Raw genomic sequence first — 13835 nt, 5'->3', positions numbered from 1 at the left:
GCGCCAGCACCGGGTGATCAGGCGGTTTCGCCGAGCACCGAGACGTTGACGTCAACCGTCACATCGGTGTGCAGATGCACGCTCACCGTGTAGTCGCCCACCAGCTTCAGCGGGCCATTGGGCATGCGCACTTGCGACTTGTTCACGGCGAAGCCTTGCTTGTTCAGCTCTTCGGCCACGTCGTGGTTGGTGACGGAGCCAAACAGGCGACCGTCCACACCCGCTTTTTGCGAGAGCTTGAGCGTCACGGCCGACAGCTTTTCGCCCCGGGCGGCGGCTTCAGCGTGCTTGGCGGCAGCCACTTTTTCGAGTTCGGCACGGCGTGCTTCGAATTCGGCGATGGCATTGGAGGTAGCACGGCGGGCGCGGCCGGTGGGGATCAGGAAGTTACGTGCGTAACCGTCTTTGACCTTGACCACATCGCCCAGGGCGCCGAGATTGTTAACTTTGTCGAGCAGAATGATTTGCATGTCAGGCTCTCTTTCAGACGCGGTGCTGGTCGCTGTAAGGCAACATGGCCAGGAAGCGAGCACGCTTGATGGCGGTGTTGACCTGACGCTGGTAGAAGGCGCGCGTGCCGGTCAGGCGCGCAGGAATGATCTTGCCGTTTTCGGCAATGAAATCGCGCAGGACATCGACGTCCTTGTAGTCAACTTCTTCGACGTTGGCCACCGTGAACCGGCAGAACCGCTTGCGCTTGAACAGCAGCGATTGGGTGTTGCGCTTGGGGCGCTTGTCTTTGTTGAAACGTTTGGGTGCAGCCATGATGGGCCTTCCTATGTCTTGCTGAAATCTTGGATATGGAACACAACGCCTTTGCCGTTGCGGGCGTTCGTCAGGAAGCCGTGAAATTCGCAAGCCGAGTCGAGCCCTTGACGGGACAAAACTTCTGCCTGCGCACCGAAGGCCACAGCCTTCAATTGCAACTTCACCAACCGCGGGGTATCCATTTCAACGATCTCGGAACCGTGTTCGAGCACGATATTGAGAGCCGGTATGCCGGCCGGTGTGTACCGCAGGCTCTGCACCTGCACCACCACGGCGGACAATTGAAACTGGTTCACCCGCTGACGGCGTCACGCAGCGCTGTTACGCTGCGGCCTGTTCCTGCGGTTGTTGCTGGGACTTGCGGGCTTCTTCGCGCTCGACCGACTTCATCATGGAAGATGGGCCGGTATCGGCTTTCTTCTTGAGCACGGTGAGGTGACGCAGCACAGCGTCGTTGAACTTGAAGGCATGCTCCAGCTCAGCCATCACAGCCTGATCGGCTTCGATGTTGACGCACAGGTAGTGGGCCTTGGACAGCTTGTTGATCTGGTAAGCCATTTGACGGCGGCCCCAGTCTTCAACACGGTGGATCTTGCCGTTACCGGCCGTGATCATGCCCTTGTAGCGCTCCAGCATGGCCGGAACTTGTTCGCTTTGATCCGGGTGGATCAGCAAAACGATTTCGTAATGACGCATAGACTCTCCTTGTGGATGACACCGCACCAGCATGCTGGCTGCGGTTTCTGATGAACAGCTGCCCCCAGCGTCTGATTGGGGTGCAGCAAGGCAAGCCCGCGATTCTAACAAGAAAACGCAGGCGCTGGCAAAAGTTGCCAGACATGGGCGTTGAATGGACCCCGGCTCAAGGACGCAAGCGACCAAGCACGCGCAGCGCACTCAACGTCCACGCTCAAAGCTCACGCAGGCTGGGGTAGCGCACATGCTCCACCAGTTGCTGCACCTTGCGGCTGGGCGCCGGGGTCACCCAGCTGATGAGGATGATCACGGCAAAGCCCAGCGGCACCCCAAAAACCCCAGCCGAAATGGGCAGGATGCCCCACCACAGTTCGATGGGCGTGGTGACGCCAAAGACATCCCGCAGCCAGGGCTGGGTGGTCACCATGTAGTAGAACGTGACGCCCAGGCCGGCGATCATGCCCAATGAGGCGGCTATGCCGGTGGCCCGCTTCCAGAAAATACCCAGCACCAGTGCCGGGAAAAACGCAGCGGCCGCAAACGAGAACGCGGCCGAGACCAGGAACAGAATATCGGCCGGCTTTTGCGCCGCCACATAGGCCGCAACCAGCGCCACCATCAGCAGCAGCACCTTGGAAATGGTGACCCTGCGGGCGGTGGAGGCGTTGGGGTCGATCATTTTGTAGTACAGATCGTGCGACAAGGCGTTGGCGATCGTCAGCAACAAGCCGTCGGCGGTGGACAAGGCCGCGGCCAGACCACCGGCCGCCACCAGGCCCGAGATAACGTAAGGCAACCCGCCAATTTCGGCGGTCGCCAGCACGATGATGTCGCCGCCGATGCTCATCTCGTTGAGCTGCAAAATGCCGTCCTTGTTGACGTCGGTGATCGACATCAGGCTCGGATCGACCTTGTTCCAGGACGCCACCCAGGCGGGCAGCTGGTCGATCGGGGTGCCGATGAGCACATGAAACACCTCGAACTTCACCAGCACGGCCAGGGCAGGTGCTGTGAAGTAGAGCAAAAAAATGAAGAACAACGACCAGGTGACGGACTGCCGGGCCTCCTTCACACTGGGCACGGTGTAGTAGCGCATCAAGATGTGCGGCAGAGCGGCCGTGCCGATCATGAGGCAAAAGATCAAGGCCAGAAAGTTGCGCCGCGAGTTGTCGTAGGCGGCTTTCTCCTGGGCATTGCCTTGCGGGTCACCCGCAAACTGGGCGGCGTGGGGTGGCATACCGTTCAGAGGCTTGGACTTGGTTTCTGCCAGGGCCTTGCCTCGGGTCCAGGCGGCTTTGGCTGCCGCTTCGTCTTTGGGCAGAGAAGATACCGCGCGCTCGGCATTTGAAATGGCCACCGAGGGCGCGTTGGCCGCGCGCAGCTCCGTCAGGCGGGCTTCGGCCGCCGCTTTGTCGGCCTTCAAGGCGGCCCCGGGATCTTTCAACTTTTCCGTCAGATCGGCGGCACGCTGCTTGAAGATGTCGCGTACCTCCATCTCTTTGGGGTCGTTGGTCAGCAGCTTTTCTTTGGCCGTGACCTTTTCCAGCTGGTAGCCGTAGATGGCCTGCGGCACCGGGAAGTTGGCCTGTTTGACCGACAGCCACACCACCGGGATCAGGTAGGCCACGATCAGCACGATGTACTGGGCCACCTGCGTCCAGGTGACCGCGCGCATGCCCCCCAGAAAAGAACACACCAGAATGCCGCCCAGCCCCAGGAACACGCCGAGCTCAAAGGCCACGCCGGTGAGCCGCGATGTGATCAGGCCCACGCCGTAAATTTGTGCCACCACGTAGGTGAACGAACACAAAATGGCCGCGAAAATGCCGATGAAACGCGGCATGTTGCCGCCGTAGCGTTCACCCAAAAAATCGGGAATGGTGAACTGACCAAACTTGCGCAGATAAGGCGCCAGCAACAACGCCACCAGGCAGTAGCCCCCCGTCCAGCCCATGATGAAGGCCAGGCCGCTGTATCCGGTGAGGTACAGCGTGCCAGCCATGCCGATGAACGAGGCGGCGGACATCCAGTCGGCACCGGTGGCCATGCCGTTGTAGACCGCCGGCACACGCCGCCCGGCCACGTAGTATTCGGCCGCATCGGTGGTGCGGCTCATGATGCCGATACCCGCATACAAACCGATGGTGGCCAGCAAAAAGATGAAGCCGATCCATTCGCGCGACAACCCCAGTTGCTCCAGGACGGCCAGTGCGATCACAAAGACGAAGAAACCGCCCGTGTACCACTTGTAGACCTTGTTGAGCTGCTGGCGAAAGGCCCGGTTGGCCGCGCCTTTGCCGCTGGTGGACCCGGAATCCAAATTACCTGCCACGCCCTCAATCCTCAATTTCTTCAACGCCGTGCTCAATATCGAGGCGGTTCATGTACCACGCGTAATACCCAATGATCAGGCAATACACCACCAATGACCCCTGGGCCCCCATCCAGAAACTGAAGGGCCAGCCAAAAAAACTGAAACTCAGTTCGCGGGCAAAGTAGCTCACGACGAACGTGACCACAAACCAGATAGCCAGCAACAAGCCTGTGATGCGGAGGTTTTTGCGCCAATAGCGGCGGCGGTTGTCGGTCAGTTCCACGGTATTCACCTCGGTCAACTTCGCCCCTGAGGGCTCATCATGGGCCAGGCTTGCGCCGGGCACTCCTGCTCAATGCAAACGCTTTTGGCGTTCACGCGGACTTCAGACGGCGCCCGCCCAGGCCCGTTTCCCTTTCGAGTTGGGCGGCCACCTTGGGCTCAAAGCGGCGCAGATGGCAAATGATTTTCGTGGCCTCTTCAGGCTCTTGCCGTTGCACATGCACACGCGCCAATTGGTACCAGCCGTAAGGGCTCATGGGCTGCAACTCGGTATTCTTTTTCAGCGCCGGGATGGCTTCGTCAAAACGGCGCTGGCGGATCAGGCTGAGCGCCAGACCATACCAGGCCCGGTCCAGCTGCGGATCGATGGCGATGGCACGCTGAAAAGCGGTTTCGGCCTGCTCCAGCAAGCCCATTTCTTCACTCAGGAAACCGTAGTTGAACCATCCGGCTGCCTGCCCAGGCTCCAGCGCCACCAGCTCGGCCAGAGCCTTGAGGGCGTCCGGTTTTTCACCGAGCTCGGCCAACACATGGGCCCGGGTGGCCAGCGCCCGCGTGTCACCGGGGTTGGCTTGCAAAGCCTCGGTGATGCGCCCCAGCGCCTGGCGTGGACGCCCGAGCAACAGCAGGCCACGCACCTGCCAGTGAACGGGTCGGATCTTGGTGAAAAAGCTCACTGGCACAACGCAACCCCTACCTTCAGGCAGTGGGAAATTTTGGCCACTGTAGCGGCCAGCCAGACAAAACCCAAAATCAAAAAAGCGACCAGCGGGAGGTGGCGGTCCAGAACGATGCGCGGGGTGAACCAGCGCGTCAGTTGCACAAAGGGCCGCCCGATGATCTCGAGCACCTGGTAGAACACATTGTGTTGTTTGCGCTGGCCAGCCAGCAAGCCCAAAATCCACTGACCCAAAAGCGCCAACAAAGCAATTTCGGTGATCAGTTTGAGCGCAGAAATCATTAAGAGCATGTAAGCCTGCGGTAAAGGTGTCGCCATTCTGAATCTGGACCTTACCGCGTTCTTACATACGCACCCGCCAACCCTCTGACGCAGGTCAAACCCTGTGAGGGTTTACCCACCAGCGACCGCCGCAGTGCGGTGTAGCATGTTTTGCTGAATCCACCAGGCACACCGACCCATGACAAAAAACGCCTCCGACACACGGTCTTTGGCCGAGCTCCTGCGCGCGCACCGCATCTTTGGCCTGCTGTCCGACGACACCCAGAAGAAGCTGGCAGACACGCTTCGGGTGAAACCGGTGGCAGCGGGCACACCAGCGTGTGCACCCAGCGCGCTGCAGCAACAGCTGCACTGGCTGGTATCGGGCAGCGTCAGTCTGCTGGACGGGCAGCAGCAACCGGTGATCACGATGTACCCGGGGGAACTGTTCGGTTTGCAGGCCGATGGGCTGGCCGGTGTTGAAGCGAGCCAGGCCCAGACCGACAGCGCGCTGGTCAGCATGGAACGCGCCCTGGTGGAGACCCTGCAAGCCGAATTGCCTGCGCTGAGCCTGTTGCTGCCCGGTGGCAGCGGTTCAGCACCGAGCCGCTCGCGCGGTGCGCCCGTCAGCACAGATCCGGCCCTCAACCTCATGACCACGCCGGTGCGCTCCCTGATCAAGCGCGCCCCGATCACCTTGCCGCCGCACACCAGCATCCGCGACGCAGCAAAGCTCATGAGCGAACAGCGGGTGTCTTCGGTCCTGATCGTGGAGCAGGACCATCTGTTTGGCGTGGTCACCGACCGCGACCTGCGCAACCGCGTGATCGCCGCCGGTATGGACAGCGCACGCCCGATCATGGACATTGCCACGCTGGCGCCCATGAGCATCGACGTGCAGAACCCGGCATTTGACGCGCTGCTGCTGATGGCGCGCCACAACATCCACCATGTGCCGGTGCTCGACGGCCAGCGCATCGTGGGCATGATCACCGCCACCGACCTGACCGAGCAGCACAGCACCTCGGCCGTGTACCTGGCTGGAGACATTTACAAGCAAAGCACGGTGGAGGGCCTGCAGCGCGCCAGCGCCAAGATCAAGCGCCTGCAGCAGAGCCTGGCGGCGGCCGAAGCGTCGGCCTACAGCACCGGCCACATCATCACGGCCATCACCGATGCCATCACGACGCGGCTGCTGCAACTGGGCGAGGCGCAATTGGGCCCGGCGCCGGTCGATTACGTCTGGGTGGCGGCCGGCTCTCAGGCGCGCAACGAACAGACCGCCAAGTCCGACCAGGACAACTGCATGGTGCTGGACGACAGCTTTGACGAGGCGCAGCATGGCGCCTACTTCAAAGCCTTGGCTCTGTACGGCTGCGTTGGGCTCGACGCCTGCGGCTACATCTACTGCCCGGGCGAGATGATGGCCATGACGGACACCTGGCGCCAGCCGCGCCAGCGCTGGGCCGACTACTTTGCGCGCTGGACCGGCCAGCCCGACCCCAAGTCGCTCATGTTGACCTGCGTATTCTTTGACATGCGCGCGATTCACGGCAATACCTCGCTGCTGGACGGCTTGCGCAGCGACGTGCTCAAGCGCACCCAGGGCAACAGCATTTTTCTGGCGTACATGGTGGGCAACGCCCTCACCCACACACCGCCGCTGGGCATGTTCAAAGGCATTTCCACCATTCGCAGCGGCGAGCACAAGGGCAAGATCGACCTGAAACACACCGGCGTGGTGCCCATCGTTGACTTGGCCCGCGTGTACGCACTGGCTGGCGGTGACGCATCGGTGAACACCCACGACCGGCTCATGAGCGCAGCCGCCGGTGGCGCCATCAGCGAGCAGAGCGCTCGTGACCTGCGCGACGCACTGGAATTTCTGGCCTTCACCCGCATTCAGCACCAGGCCCGGCAAATCGCCAAGGGCGAGGCGCCCGACAACTACCTCAACCCGGACGACATCTCCAACTTCGAGCGCACCCAGCTCAAAGACGCTTTTACTGTGGTGCAGGCTCTGCAAAGCGTCTTGGGCCAACGCTTCAGGATGTGACGCCCCCTGTGGGGTAATGCGCCGATAGGCGCGAGGCGTGGGGAGTCAATACTTCAAACGGGCGTAGTACGTCTTCTGCGCCGCCTCACGCGCTTGGCCCAGCGTGTGAATGCCTTTCTCAGCCAGCAAGGGAATGAGCTTGAGGAACACCTCGGCCGTGACCATGGCATCGCCCATGGCAGTATGGCGGCCGATGATGGTGACGTTGAAACGCTCGGCAATGGCCTCCAGGCGGTGGGAATCCTGGTTGGGGTGAACCAGCGCTGACAGCAGCAGGGTGTCAAGCACCGGGTGATCAAACGCCACGCCGCTCAGCTTTTCTTTCAGCTGCAAAAACCGCATGTCGAACGCGGCGTTGTGGGCCACCAGCACGGTGTCTTGTGCGAACGCATGGAACGCGGGCAACACCTGGTCGATGGTGGGCTGGCCCACCACCATCTCGGGCTGAATGCCGTGAATGGGAATGGAGGCGGCCGGAATCGGGCGCTGCGGGTCCACCAATTGTTCAAAGCACTCCTGGCGCAGCAGCTTGTTGTTCACCACGCGCGCTGCCCCAATCTGGATGATCTCGTCGCCCTGCGATGGGTTCAAGCCGGTGGTTTCGGTATCGAACACCGTGTAGACCAAGTCGCTGAGCCGGCGGTCGTCCAGGGTACGCGTCTGCTCGGTGGTTTTGAACAGATCGAAGTCGTAATACTCGGGTCGGCTTTCGCTCTTGACGAATGCAGCGGCAGCAAGCTGCTCTTGTGGGTTGGCCAACGGCAGCAGGAAACGGAAAAACGCCTGGTGGCGAGAACGCTCACGCTCAAACCAAAAGGCGCCACCGTGGCGCTCCACCACGTCGCGCACGGTCAGGCGCATGGTGTCAAGGCCCACCTTCATGGCGTCCATCTCCCAGCTCATCACCGTTTCCGTGCTCATGGCCTGACCCGACCAGATCAGGTCCAACTGGGCTTTGCCGGGGCTGCCCGTGGCAGGCCCCAAACGCAGTTGCACAAAGCGCACATCAAACTCGTCGGCCAGGCGACCCGAGAGGTAGACCAGCGCCTGCAGCAGCGAAAAGCTCTCCACCTTGAGCCAGAGCGCGCCGTCCACATCCATGGAAGAAGCGGGTAAACGGGTCACGGTTTCGATGCGGCGCAACGCAGCGCTCACCAAGTCGGCACCCAGCATGTCTTCCAACGGCCAGCGGGTTTTCAGGCTGTCGGCAGACCCGGCCTCCAGAGCGCCAATGCGCTGGCTCAGGGAACGCGTTTCCTCGCGGATCACACCCAGGAAACGCTCGCGCATGGCGGGCTCCAGGTCGGGGTAGTCCAGCATGTCAATGGCCGCCTGCATGTTGGCCAGGGCTGCACGGCTGCCCTCGGTCAGGCTGTGCAGCACCTGGTCTTTGGCCGACTCGGCTTCATAGTCGCTGGTGATGTTGTCAAGCATCAGCACAAAGCCGGTCAGCTCCATGCGGTCGGCTGCGGTCTCTGCCCCTTGGGCCTGTGGCGAACGCACCGGCGCCATTTGTACCCGCAACAACTGCCCGGCTGCGGTGGTGGTGACAAACTGCGCCGACGGCTGCCCGGCCCCACGCAGCATGCGCTGTTGGATGTTTTCCAGCGCATGGGCCACCAGCTTGCGGTCGAACACGCTGTAAATGGACCGACCCAGGCCGATCAGCTCAGCACCACCGGCCACGCCCGGCGCTTGCGACAAGGCACGAAACTGCATGCGGGCGCGGTTGTTGTACAGCAGCACACGGCCGTCCAGGTTGCACACCACCACGCTCTGCGTCAGTTCAGACATGAGCGCGGCCAGGCGGCTTTTTTCCTGCTCAATGCCCTGCGCCGCCGCTTGTACCTTGCTGTCCATCTCGCGGCGCAGCGCTTCGCGCTGGCCCACCAGCTGGTTGAACAGGTCCGCCAACACCCGGGTTTCCACATTGCCTTTGGGTCGCAGTTCGCGCACCACATCGGTACGAAGCAACACCTGCGCCTCTTCGGCCAATTGCACCGAAGGCGTCACCCAATGGTCAAACCAGCGCTTGAGGCCCCAGGCAATGGCCGCCATGCCTGCGCCCCAGGTGAGAGAAATCAGCGCCAAACGGTCGCCGAGCAGGCTCCACACGGTGGTGCGCGCGGCCGGCTCCAGCGTGGAACCCACCAAGCCCAAAGTGACCAGCAACCAGACCACCGACAACAAGGCCGCCACACCGAGCAGCCACCACAGGCGCCGGTCGGTTTTCTGTTGGGCGCTCATACAGGCGCACCCAGCAATTCGCGCACCTTCTGCACCAGCTCTTTGGTAGAAAATGGCTTGGTCATGTAGGCATTGGCACCCAGGGCCAAGCCCTTGGCCACATCGGTGTCGCGCCCCTTGGCGGTGAGCATGATGATGAGCGTATCGCGCACCGCCTCGTGGGCTCGCACCTCGTGGCACACATCGAAACCGGTCTTGACCGGCATCATCACATCCAGCAGCACCAGCGCGGGTCGTTCTTTCAAAATGGCGTCCAGCGCCTCTTGCCCGTCGCGCGCCACAACCACCTCATAGCCTTCGCGCTTCATCAGAAACTCCAGCGAAATCAAGATGTTGGGTTCGTCGTCGGCAATCAATATTTTTTGGCTCATACCTGTGCTCCTCTGTTTATGGTGTTGTGTGATCAAGCCCATCGGACTCAAATCAGCGGTTGATCGGTGCTGGCGGTGCGTTCGACATCGGCACCGTGACGTGGCAGAAAAAATCCAAATACCGCGCCCTGCCCTGGACTGGAATGCAGCCACAGACGGCCACCGAAATGCTCCACGATCTGGCGGCTGATGGGCAAGCCCAGGCCCGTACCGCCCGGGCGGTAGTGGTCGTTGCCCGACACTTGGCGGAATTTCTCGAACACCATCGCCTGCTGCTCCTGCGCAATGCCGGGACCGTTGTCCTGAACCTCCACCACAATACCGTCCGTGCTGTCCTTCAAACGCATTTGCACCAGCCCCGTGCCGCGCGGCGCGTACTTGGCAGCATTCGAGAGCAGGTTCAGCACCACCTGGGTGATCCGGTCGGCGTCAGCCCACAAGGGCTGAACCACCTCTGGCCGCTGCAATTGCAGCGCCACACCACGCTCCCGGCAGGTTTCCCCCATGGTGGCTGCGGCCTGCTCCAGCAGCTCGCACATGTCCACCTCGGCGTTGTGCCACTCGGCGTGCCCGGCTTCAAATTTGGCCATGTCCAGCACTTGGTTGACCAGCCGACTCAGCCGCTCGGCTTCCACCACAATAATTCCCAAGAACTGCTGGCGCTGCGCCAGATCCATGTGGTCATCGTCGCGCATCAACTCCGACAGCGCTCTGATCGAAGTCAAGGGCGTGCGCAATTCGTGGGTCACCGACGACATGAAATCGTCCTTCAGTCGGTCCAGGCTTTTCAGTTTTTCGTTGGCCTCTCGCAGCTCGGTCGTGGCCCGCTCCAGCGACTGCGACTTCTCTTCCAGCGCATGGGAGTACGCGCGCAACTGCGAAGCCTCGTCCAGAATGCGCATCACATCGTCCAGGTCCAACGGCTCTTCTTCCACCACCGAAGCAACCATGACCCGGGCCGATGCGCTCCCAATGGCGCCGGTCAACTGGGTTTCCACAAACTGCACCAGACGGGCATCGGCGGGAATGTGCTCAATACCGGCCACGCCCAGGCGACGCGCATAGTCGGAGAACAGACGCTGCGCCTGCTCTGCACCCAAAAAACGCCCAGCCAGCGGCAGCAAAGCCGACACCTTCGCCCGCCCCTGCCAAAACACCGGCCGAACGCCCGCCTTGCGGTTGAACACGTCCACAAACAACAGGGCTTGGCTGGTTTCACGGGCCGACGGCGCACGCCACAGCGATACCCCCACATAGCCGCCCACATTGGCCAGCAGACTCCAAAATAGCGAATGGGTCAGGTTGTCCAGCCCAGCCAGACCCAGAAAAGCTTCGGGCTTGAGCCAAATGAAGCCCCAGGGGCCGTGCTGCAAAAAGTCGGCAGCCAGCCAGCCCGACTTGGCCAGCGAAGGCAGCATCAGGGTGTAGACCCAAAAGGCGAAGCCCAGCAGCAGGCCGGTGAGCGCGCCGTGCCGCGTGCCGCCCTTCCAGTACATGCCGCCCAACACGGCAGGGGCAAACTGGGCCACGGCAGCAAAGCTGATCAAGCCGATGCTCACCAGTGCATACGCTTCGCCCGCCAGGTGAAAGTAGAGGTAGCCCAGCAGCAAAATACCCAAAATGGCCAAGCGGCGAATGGCCAGCAGCAAGCCCGTCAGGTCGCCACTGGCGCGGGCGCCAAAGCGCCGCATGCGCAGCAAAATGGGCATCACCAAATCGTTGCACACCATGGTGGACACCGCGATGGCTTCCACAATCACCATGCCGGTGGCCGCAGACAACCCACCCACGAAGGCAAACAAGGCCAAAGCGTTTTGCCCCTGCGACAGCGGCAGCGACAAAATGAAGGTTTCCGGGTCCATGGCACCGGGGCCGAAATGCAGCAGCCCACCGATGGCGATCGGCAGCACAAACAGGTTGATGAGCAACAGGTACAGCGGAAACGCCCACACCGCCCGCCGCAGGTGTTGCTCGTCCACGTTTTCCACCACCATCACCTGAAACTGCCGCGGCAGAAAAATCACCGACAGCATGGCCAGCAGCGTCAGACCCAGCCACTGGGCATAGGCAAACGGCTGCCCCTGCCCAAACTGCAGCAGCTTGCGCAAAGCCTCGACCGCGTGCGCCTGCTCAAACAAGGCCGCCGGGCTGGCAAACAGACCAAAGCTCACAAACAGGCCCACCGCCAGAAATGCCACCAGCTTCACCACCGACTCAAACGCAATGGCCGCCACCATGCCCTCGTGGCGCTCGGTGCTGTCGAGATGGCGAGCTCCAAACACCATGGTGAAACCCGCCAGCGCCAACGCCACATACAGCGTGCTGTCGCTCCACCAGTCGGCACTTTGCACAGCCGGCTGCCCCAGCGGCGAGGTAAGGACCGCGTACCCGCTGGCAATGGCTTTGAGCTGCAGCGCAATGTAGGGCACGATACCCACCACGGTGATCAGGGTCACCAGGCCGGCCAGCGTGGGGCTCTTGCCGTAGCGGCTGGCAATGAAGTCGGCAATGGAGGTGATGCGGTAGGTCTTGGCAATGCGGATCATCTTGCGCACCACCATCCAGGCCAGGATCATGGCCAGCATGGGTCCCAGGTAAATGGGCAGAAACCACACCCCGGAATTGGCCGCGCGGCCCACGCTGCCAAAGTAGGTCCAGGCCGTGCAATACACCGCCATGGACAACGCATACACCCACGGGCTGGCAATGATCGACCGCCCTTGCGCAGCCCGCCAGTCGCCAAAATACGCCACCGCAAACAGCAGCAGCAGGTAGGCAAATGAAACGCCAATGACGAGCGGAGCAGAGAGCATGTCGGTCAGCCCTGCGGGGTCACTCGGCGTGCTCTTGAGGCGAAGACGACGGGGCAGACGCCGGCCCCTCGACCACCCAAGCCAGCGCCGCGATCAGCAAAGCCCAAATGCCAAACAAGGCCAGTGGAAACAAGGGCAGGCCCCCAATCTGGGCATCATGGTCCCACAAGGCCAGCAAGGGAAAGTTCAACAGCGCCCAGCCTGCAAAAAACAGGGCCACCAGGCGCTGGGCGTCCAGTCCTTGAAACATGCGCGTCTCCTCTTGTAACGGCGCGGTCCGCAGACGCGCCTTTGCAGACGATTGTGCGCCAAGCACTGACCCCCGGCTTACGTTGCAGCGCAACAAAAAAGCGGCAAGGGTCGCCCCTTGCCGCTGTGCACCGTTGCCGGACGAGCGGCGCTTTACTTGGCGGTCGAAGCCAGCAGCTGCCAGGTGTCCACCACCGAATCGGGGTTCAGCGAGATCGAGCTGATGCCCTCATCGCGCAGCCACTGGGCGAAGTCCGGGTGGTCACTGGGGCCCTGGCCGCAGATGCCCACGTACTTGCCCTGGGCCTTGCAGGCGCCAATGGCGAGCTTGAGCAACGCCTTGACAGCAGGGTCGCGCTCATCGAAGTCCTTGGCCAGAAGCTCCAGGCCCGAATCACGGTCCAGGCCCAGGGTGAGCTGGGTCAGGTCGTTCGAGCCAATGGAGAAGCCGTCAAAAAACTGCAGGAACTCATGCGCCAGCACCGCGTTGCTCGGGATCTCGCACATCATGATGACCTTGAGGTCGTTTTCACCGCGTTTGAGGCCCTTTTCGGCCAGCAATTCGGTCACGCGCTGCGCCTGGCCCAGGGTACGCACAAACGGCACCATCACCTGCACGTTGGTCAGGCCCATGTCTTCGCGCACCCGCTTCAAAGCTTCGCACTCCATGGCAAAAGCTTCGCGGAAGTCTTCGCTGATGTAACGCGCCGCGCCCCGGAAACCCAGCATCGGGTTTTCTTCATCGGGCTCATAGCGGCTGCCGCCCACCAGCTTGCGGTATTCGTTGGACTTGAAGTCCGACAGGCGCACGATGACCGGCTTGGGCCAGAAGGCTGCTGCGATGGTGGCCACGCCTTCGGCCACCTTGTCCACGTAAAAAGCGCGCGGCGAAGCATGGCCCCGCGCCACCGACTCCACGGCCTTCTTCAAGTCAGCATCGATGTTCGGGTAGTCCAGAATGGCCTTGGGGTGCACGCCGATGTTGTTGTTGATGATGAATTCCAGGCGCGCCAGACCCACGCCGCCATTGGGAATCTGGCAAAAGTCGAACGCCAACTGGGGGTTGCCCACGTTCATCATGATCTTCACGTCCACCTCG

The 13835-nt window shown here is 61.8% G+C and carries 14 protein-coding genes; 1 reads left to right on the top strand and 13 read right to left on the bottom strand.

Annotated elements, in window-relative coordinates:
* Window positions 1-17 precede the first annotated feature (17 nt).
* The 8 genes from rplI to Q7J58_RS15355 all read right to left on the bottom strand — a co-directional run bounded on the left by rplI (window position 18) and on the right by Q7J58_RS15355 (window position 5030).
* Entirely contained in the window at window positions 18-470 is a 453-nt protein-coding gene (gene rplI / locus Q7J58_RS15390; protein WP_304829907.1) for a 50S ribosomal protein L9, read from the bottom strand.
* Window positions 471-483: 13 nt separating this feature from the next.
* The gene (gene rpsR / locus Q7J58_RS15385; protein WP_068166407.1) at window positions 484-765 is read right to left on the bottom strand and encodes a 30S ribosomal protein S18; all 282 of its coding nucleotides are present in this window, start codon (window positions 763-765) and stop codon (window positions 484-486) included.
* Between the two features lie 11 nt (window positions 766-776).
* Window positions 777-1064 carry a primosomal replication protein N gene (priB, locus tag Q7J58_RS15380; protein WP_304829900.1) on the bottom strand — a complete coding sequence of 96 codons (288 nt, stop codon included), beginning with the start codon at window positions 1062-1064 and terminating at the stop codon, window positions 777-779.
* A gap of 25 nt (window positions 1065-1089) precedes the next feature.
* The gene (gene rpsF / locus Q7J58_RS15375) at window positions 1090-1464 is read right to left on the bottom strand and encodes a 30S ribosomal protein S6 (protein ID WP_304829898.1); all 375 of its coding nucleotides are present in this window, start codon (window positions 1462-1464) and stop codon (window positions 1090-1092) included.
* Window positions 1465-1678: 214 nt separating this feature from the next.
* On the bottom strand, window positions 1679-3796 hold the full coding sequence (locus tag Q7J58_RS15370; protein ID WP_304829896.1) for a sodium:solute symporter family protein: 2118 nt from the start codon (window positions 3794-3796) through the stop codon (window positions 1679-1681).
* A gap of 4 nt (window positions 3797-3800) precedes the next feature.
* The gene (locus tag Q7J58_RS15365) at window positions 3801-4061 is read right to left on the bottom strand and encodes a DUF4212 domain-containing protein (RefSeq protein WP_304829893.1); all 261 of its coding nucleotides are present in this window, start codon (window positions 4059-4061) and stop codon (window positions 3801-3803) included.
* Between the two features lie 91 nt (window positions 4062-4152).
* Entirely contained in the window at window positions 4153-4737 is a 585-nt protein-coding gene (locus Q7J58_RS15360; RefSeq protein ID WP_304829890.1) for a tetratricopeptide repeat protein, read from the bottom strand.
* Complete coding sequence (locus tag Q7J58_RS15355; RefSeq protein WP_304829888.1) at window positions 4734-5030, bottom strand: hypothetical protein; 297 nt, start codon at window positions 5028-5030, stop codon at window positions 4734-4736. Before Q7J58_RS15355 ends, Q7J58_RS15360 begins: the two co-directional genes overlap by 4 nt.
* A gap of 169 nt (window positions 5031-5199) precedes the next feature.
* On the opposite strand from Q7J58_RS15355, the gene Q7J58_RS15350 reads away from it, so the two are divergent.
* Window positions 5200-7056, top strand: coding sequence for a putative nucleotidyltransferase substrate binding domain-containing protein (locus Q7J58_RS15350; RefSeq protein WP_304829886.1), 1857 nt, complete (start codon window positions 5200-5202; stop codon window positions 7054-7056).
* A 45-nt stretch (window positions 7057-7101) separates the two neighbouring features.
* On the opposite strand, the gene Q7J58_RS15345 is transcribed toward Q7J58_RS15350, so the two are convergent.
* The 5 genes from Q7J58_RS15345 to Q7J58_RS15325 form a co-directional block, all read right to left on the bottom strand.
* Window positions 7102-9303, bottom strand: a complete 2202-nt coding sequence (locus Q7J58_RS15345; RefSeq protein ID WP_304829885.1) for an exonuclease domain-containing protein — start codon at window positions 9301-9303, stop codon at window positions 7102-7104.
* Window positions 9300-9674 carry a response regulator gene (locus tag Q7J58_RS15340; protein ID WP_304829882.1) on the bottom strand — a complete coding sequence of 125 codons (375 nt, stop codon included), beginning with the start codon at window positions 9672-9674 and terminating at the stop codon, window positions 9300-9302. Before Q7J58_RS15340 ends, Q7J58_RS15345 begins: the two co-directional genes overlap by 4 nt.
* 47 nt (window positions 9675-9721) lie before the next feature.
* Window positions 9722-12487 (bottom strand): sensor histidine kinase, encoded by a 2766-nt coding sequence (locus Q7J58_RS15335; RefSeq protein ID WP_304829879.1) that lies wholly within the window; start codon window positions 12485-12487, stop codon window positions 9722-9724.
* 19 nt (window positions 12488-12506) lie between these two features.
* On the bottom strand, window positions 12507-12737 hold the full coding sequence (locus Q7J58_RS15330; RefSeq protein ID WP_304829876.1) for a hypothetical protein: 231 nt from the start codon (window positions 12735-12737) through the stop codon (window positions 12507-12509).
* A 152-nt stretch (window positions 12738-12889) separates the two neighbouring features.
* The coding region (locus tag Q7J58_RS15325) for a putative PEP-binding protein (RefSeq protein ID WP_304829873.1) at window positions 12890-13835 on the bottom strand (946 nt) is incomplete at its 5' end.

The sequence above is a fragment of the Hydrogenophaga sp. genome, from assembly GCF_030656115.1.
Lineage (GTDB): Bacteria > Pseudomonadota > Gammaproteobacteria > Burkholderiales > Burkholderiaceae_C > Hydrogenophaga.
The sequence above is the reverse complement of the archived record's forward strand: the minus strand, read 5'-3'. Positions and strand labels throughout refer to the sequence as shown.

Coding starts and splice junctions, on each gene's coding strand:
- rplI (WP_304829907.1), bottom strand. CDS start 470: ATGCAAATCATTCTGCTCGACAAAGTTAACAATCTCGGCGCCCTGGGC.
- rpsR (WP_068166407.1), bottom strand. CDS start 765: ATGGCTGCACCCAAACGTTTCAACAAAGACAAGCGCCCCAAGCGCAAC.
- rpsF (WP_304829898.1), bottom strand. CDS start 1,464: ATGCGTCATTACGAAATCGTTTTGCTGATCCACCCGGATCAAAGCGAA.
- Q7J58_RS15355 (WP_304829888.1), bottom strand. CDS start 5,030: ATGCTCTTAATGATTTCTGCGCTCAAACTGATCACCGAAATTGCTTTG.
- Q7J58_RS15350 (WP_304829886.1), top strand. CDS start 5,200: ATGACAAAAAACGCCTCCGACACACGGTCTTTGGCCGAGCTCCTGCGC.
- Q7J58_RS15345 (WP_304829885.1), bottom strand. CDS start 9,303: ATGAGCGCCCAACAGAAAACCGACCGGCGCCTGTGGTGGCTGCTCGGT.
- Q7J58_RS15340 (WP_304829882.1), bottom strand. CDS start 9,674: ATGAGCCAAAAAATATTGATTGCCGACGACGAACCCAACATCTTGATT.
- Q7J58_RS15335 (WP_304829879.1), bottom strand. CDS start 12,487: ATGCTCTCTGCTCCGCTCGTCATTGGCGTTTCATTTGCCTACCTGCTG.
- Q7J58_RS15330 (WP_304829876.1), bottom strand. CDS start 12,737: ATGTTTCAAGGACTGGACGCCCAGCGCCTGGTGGCCCTGTTTTTTGCA.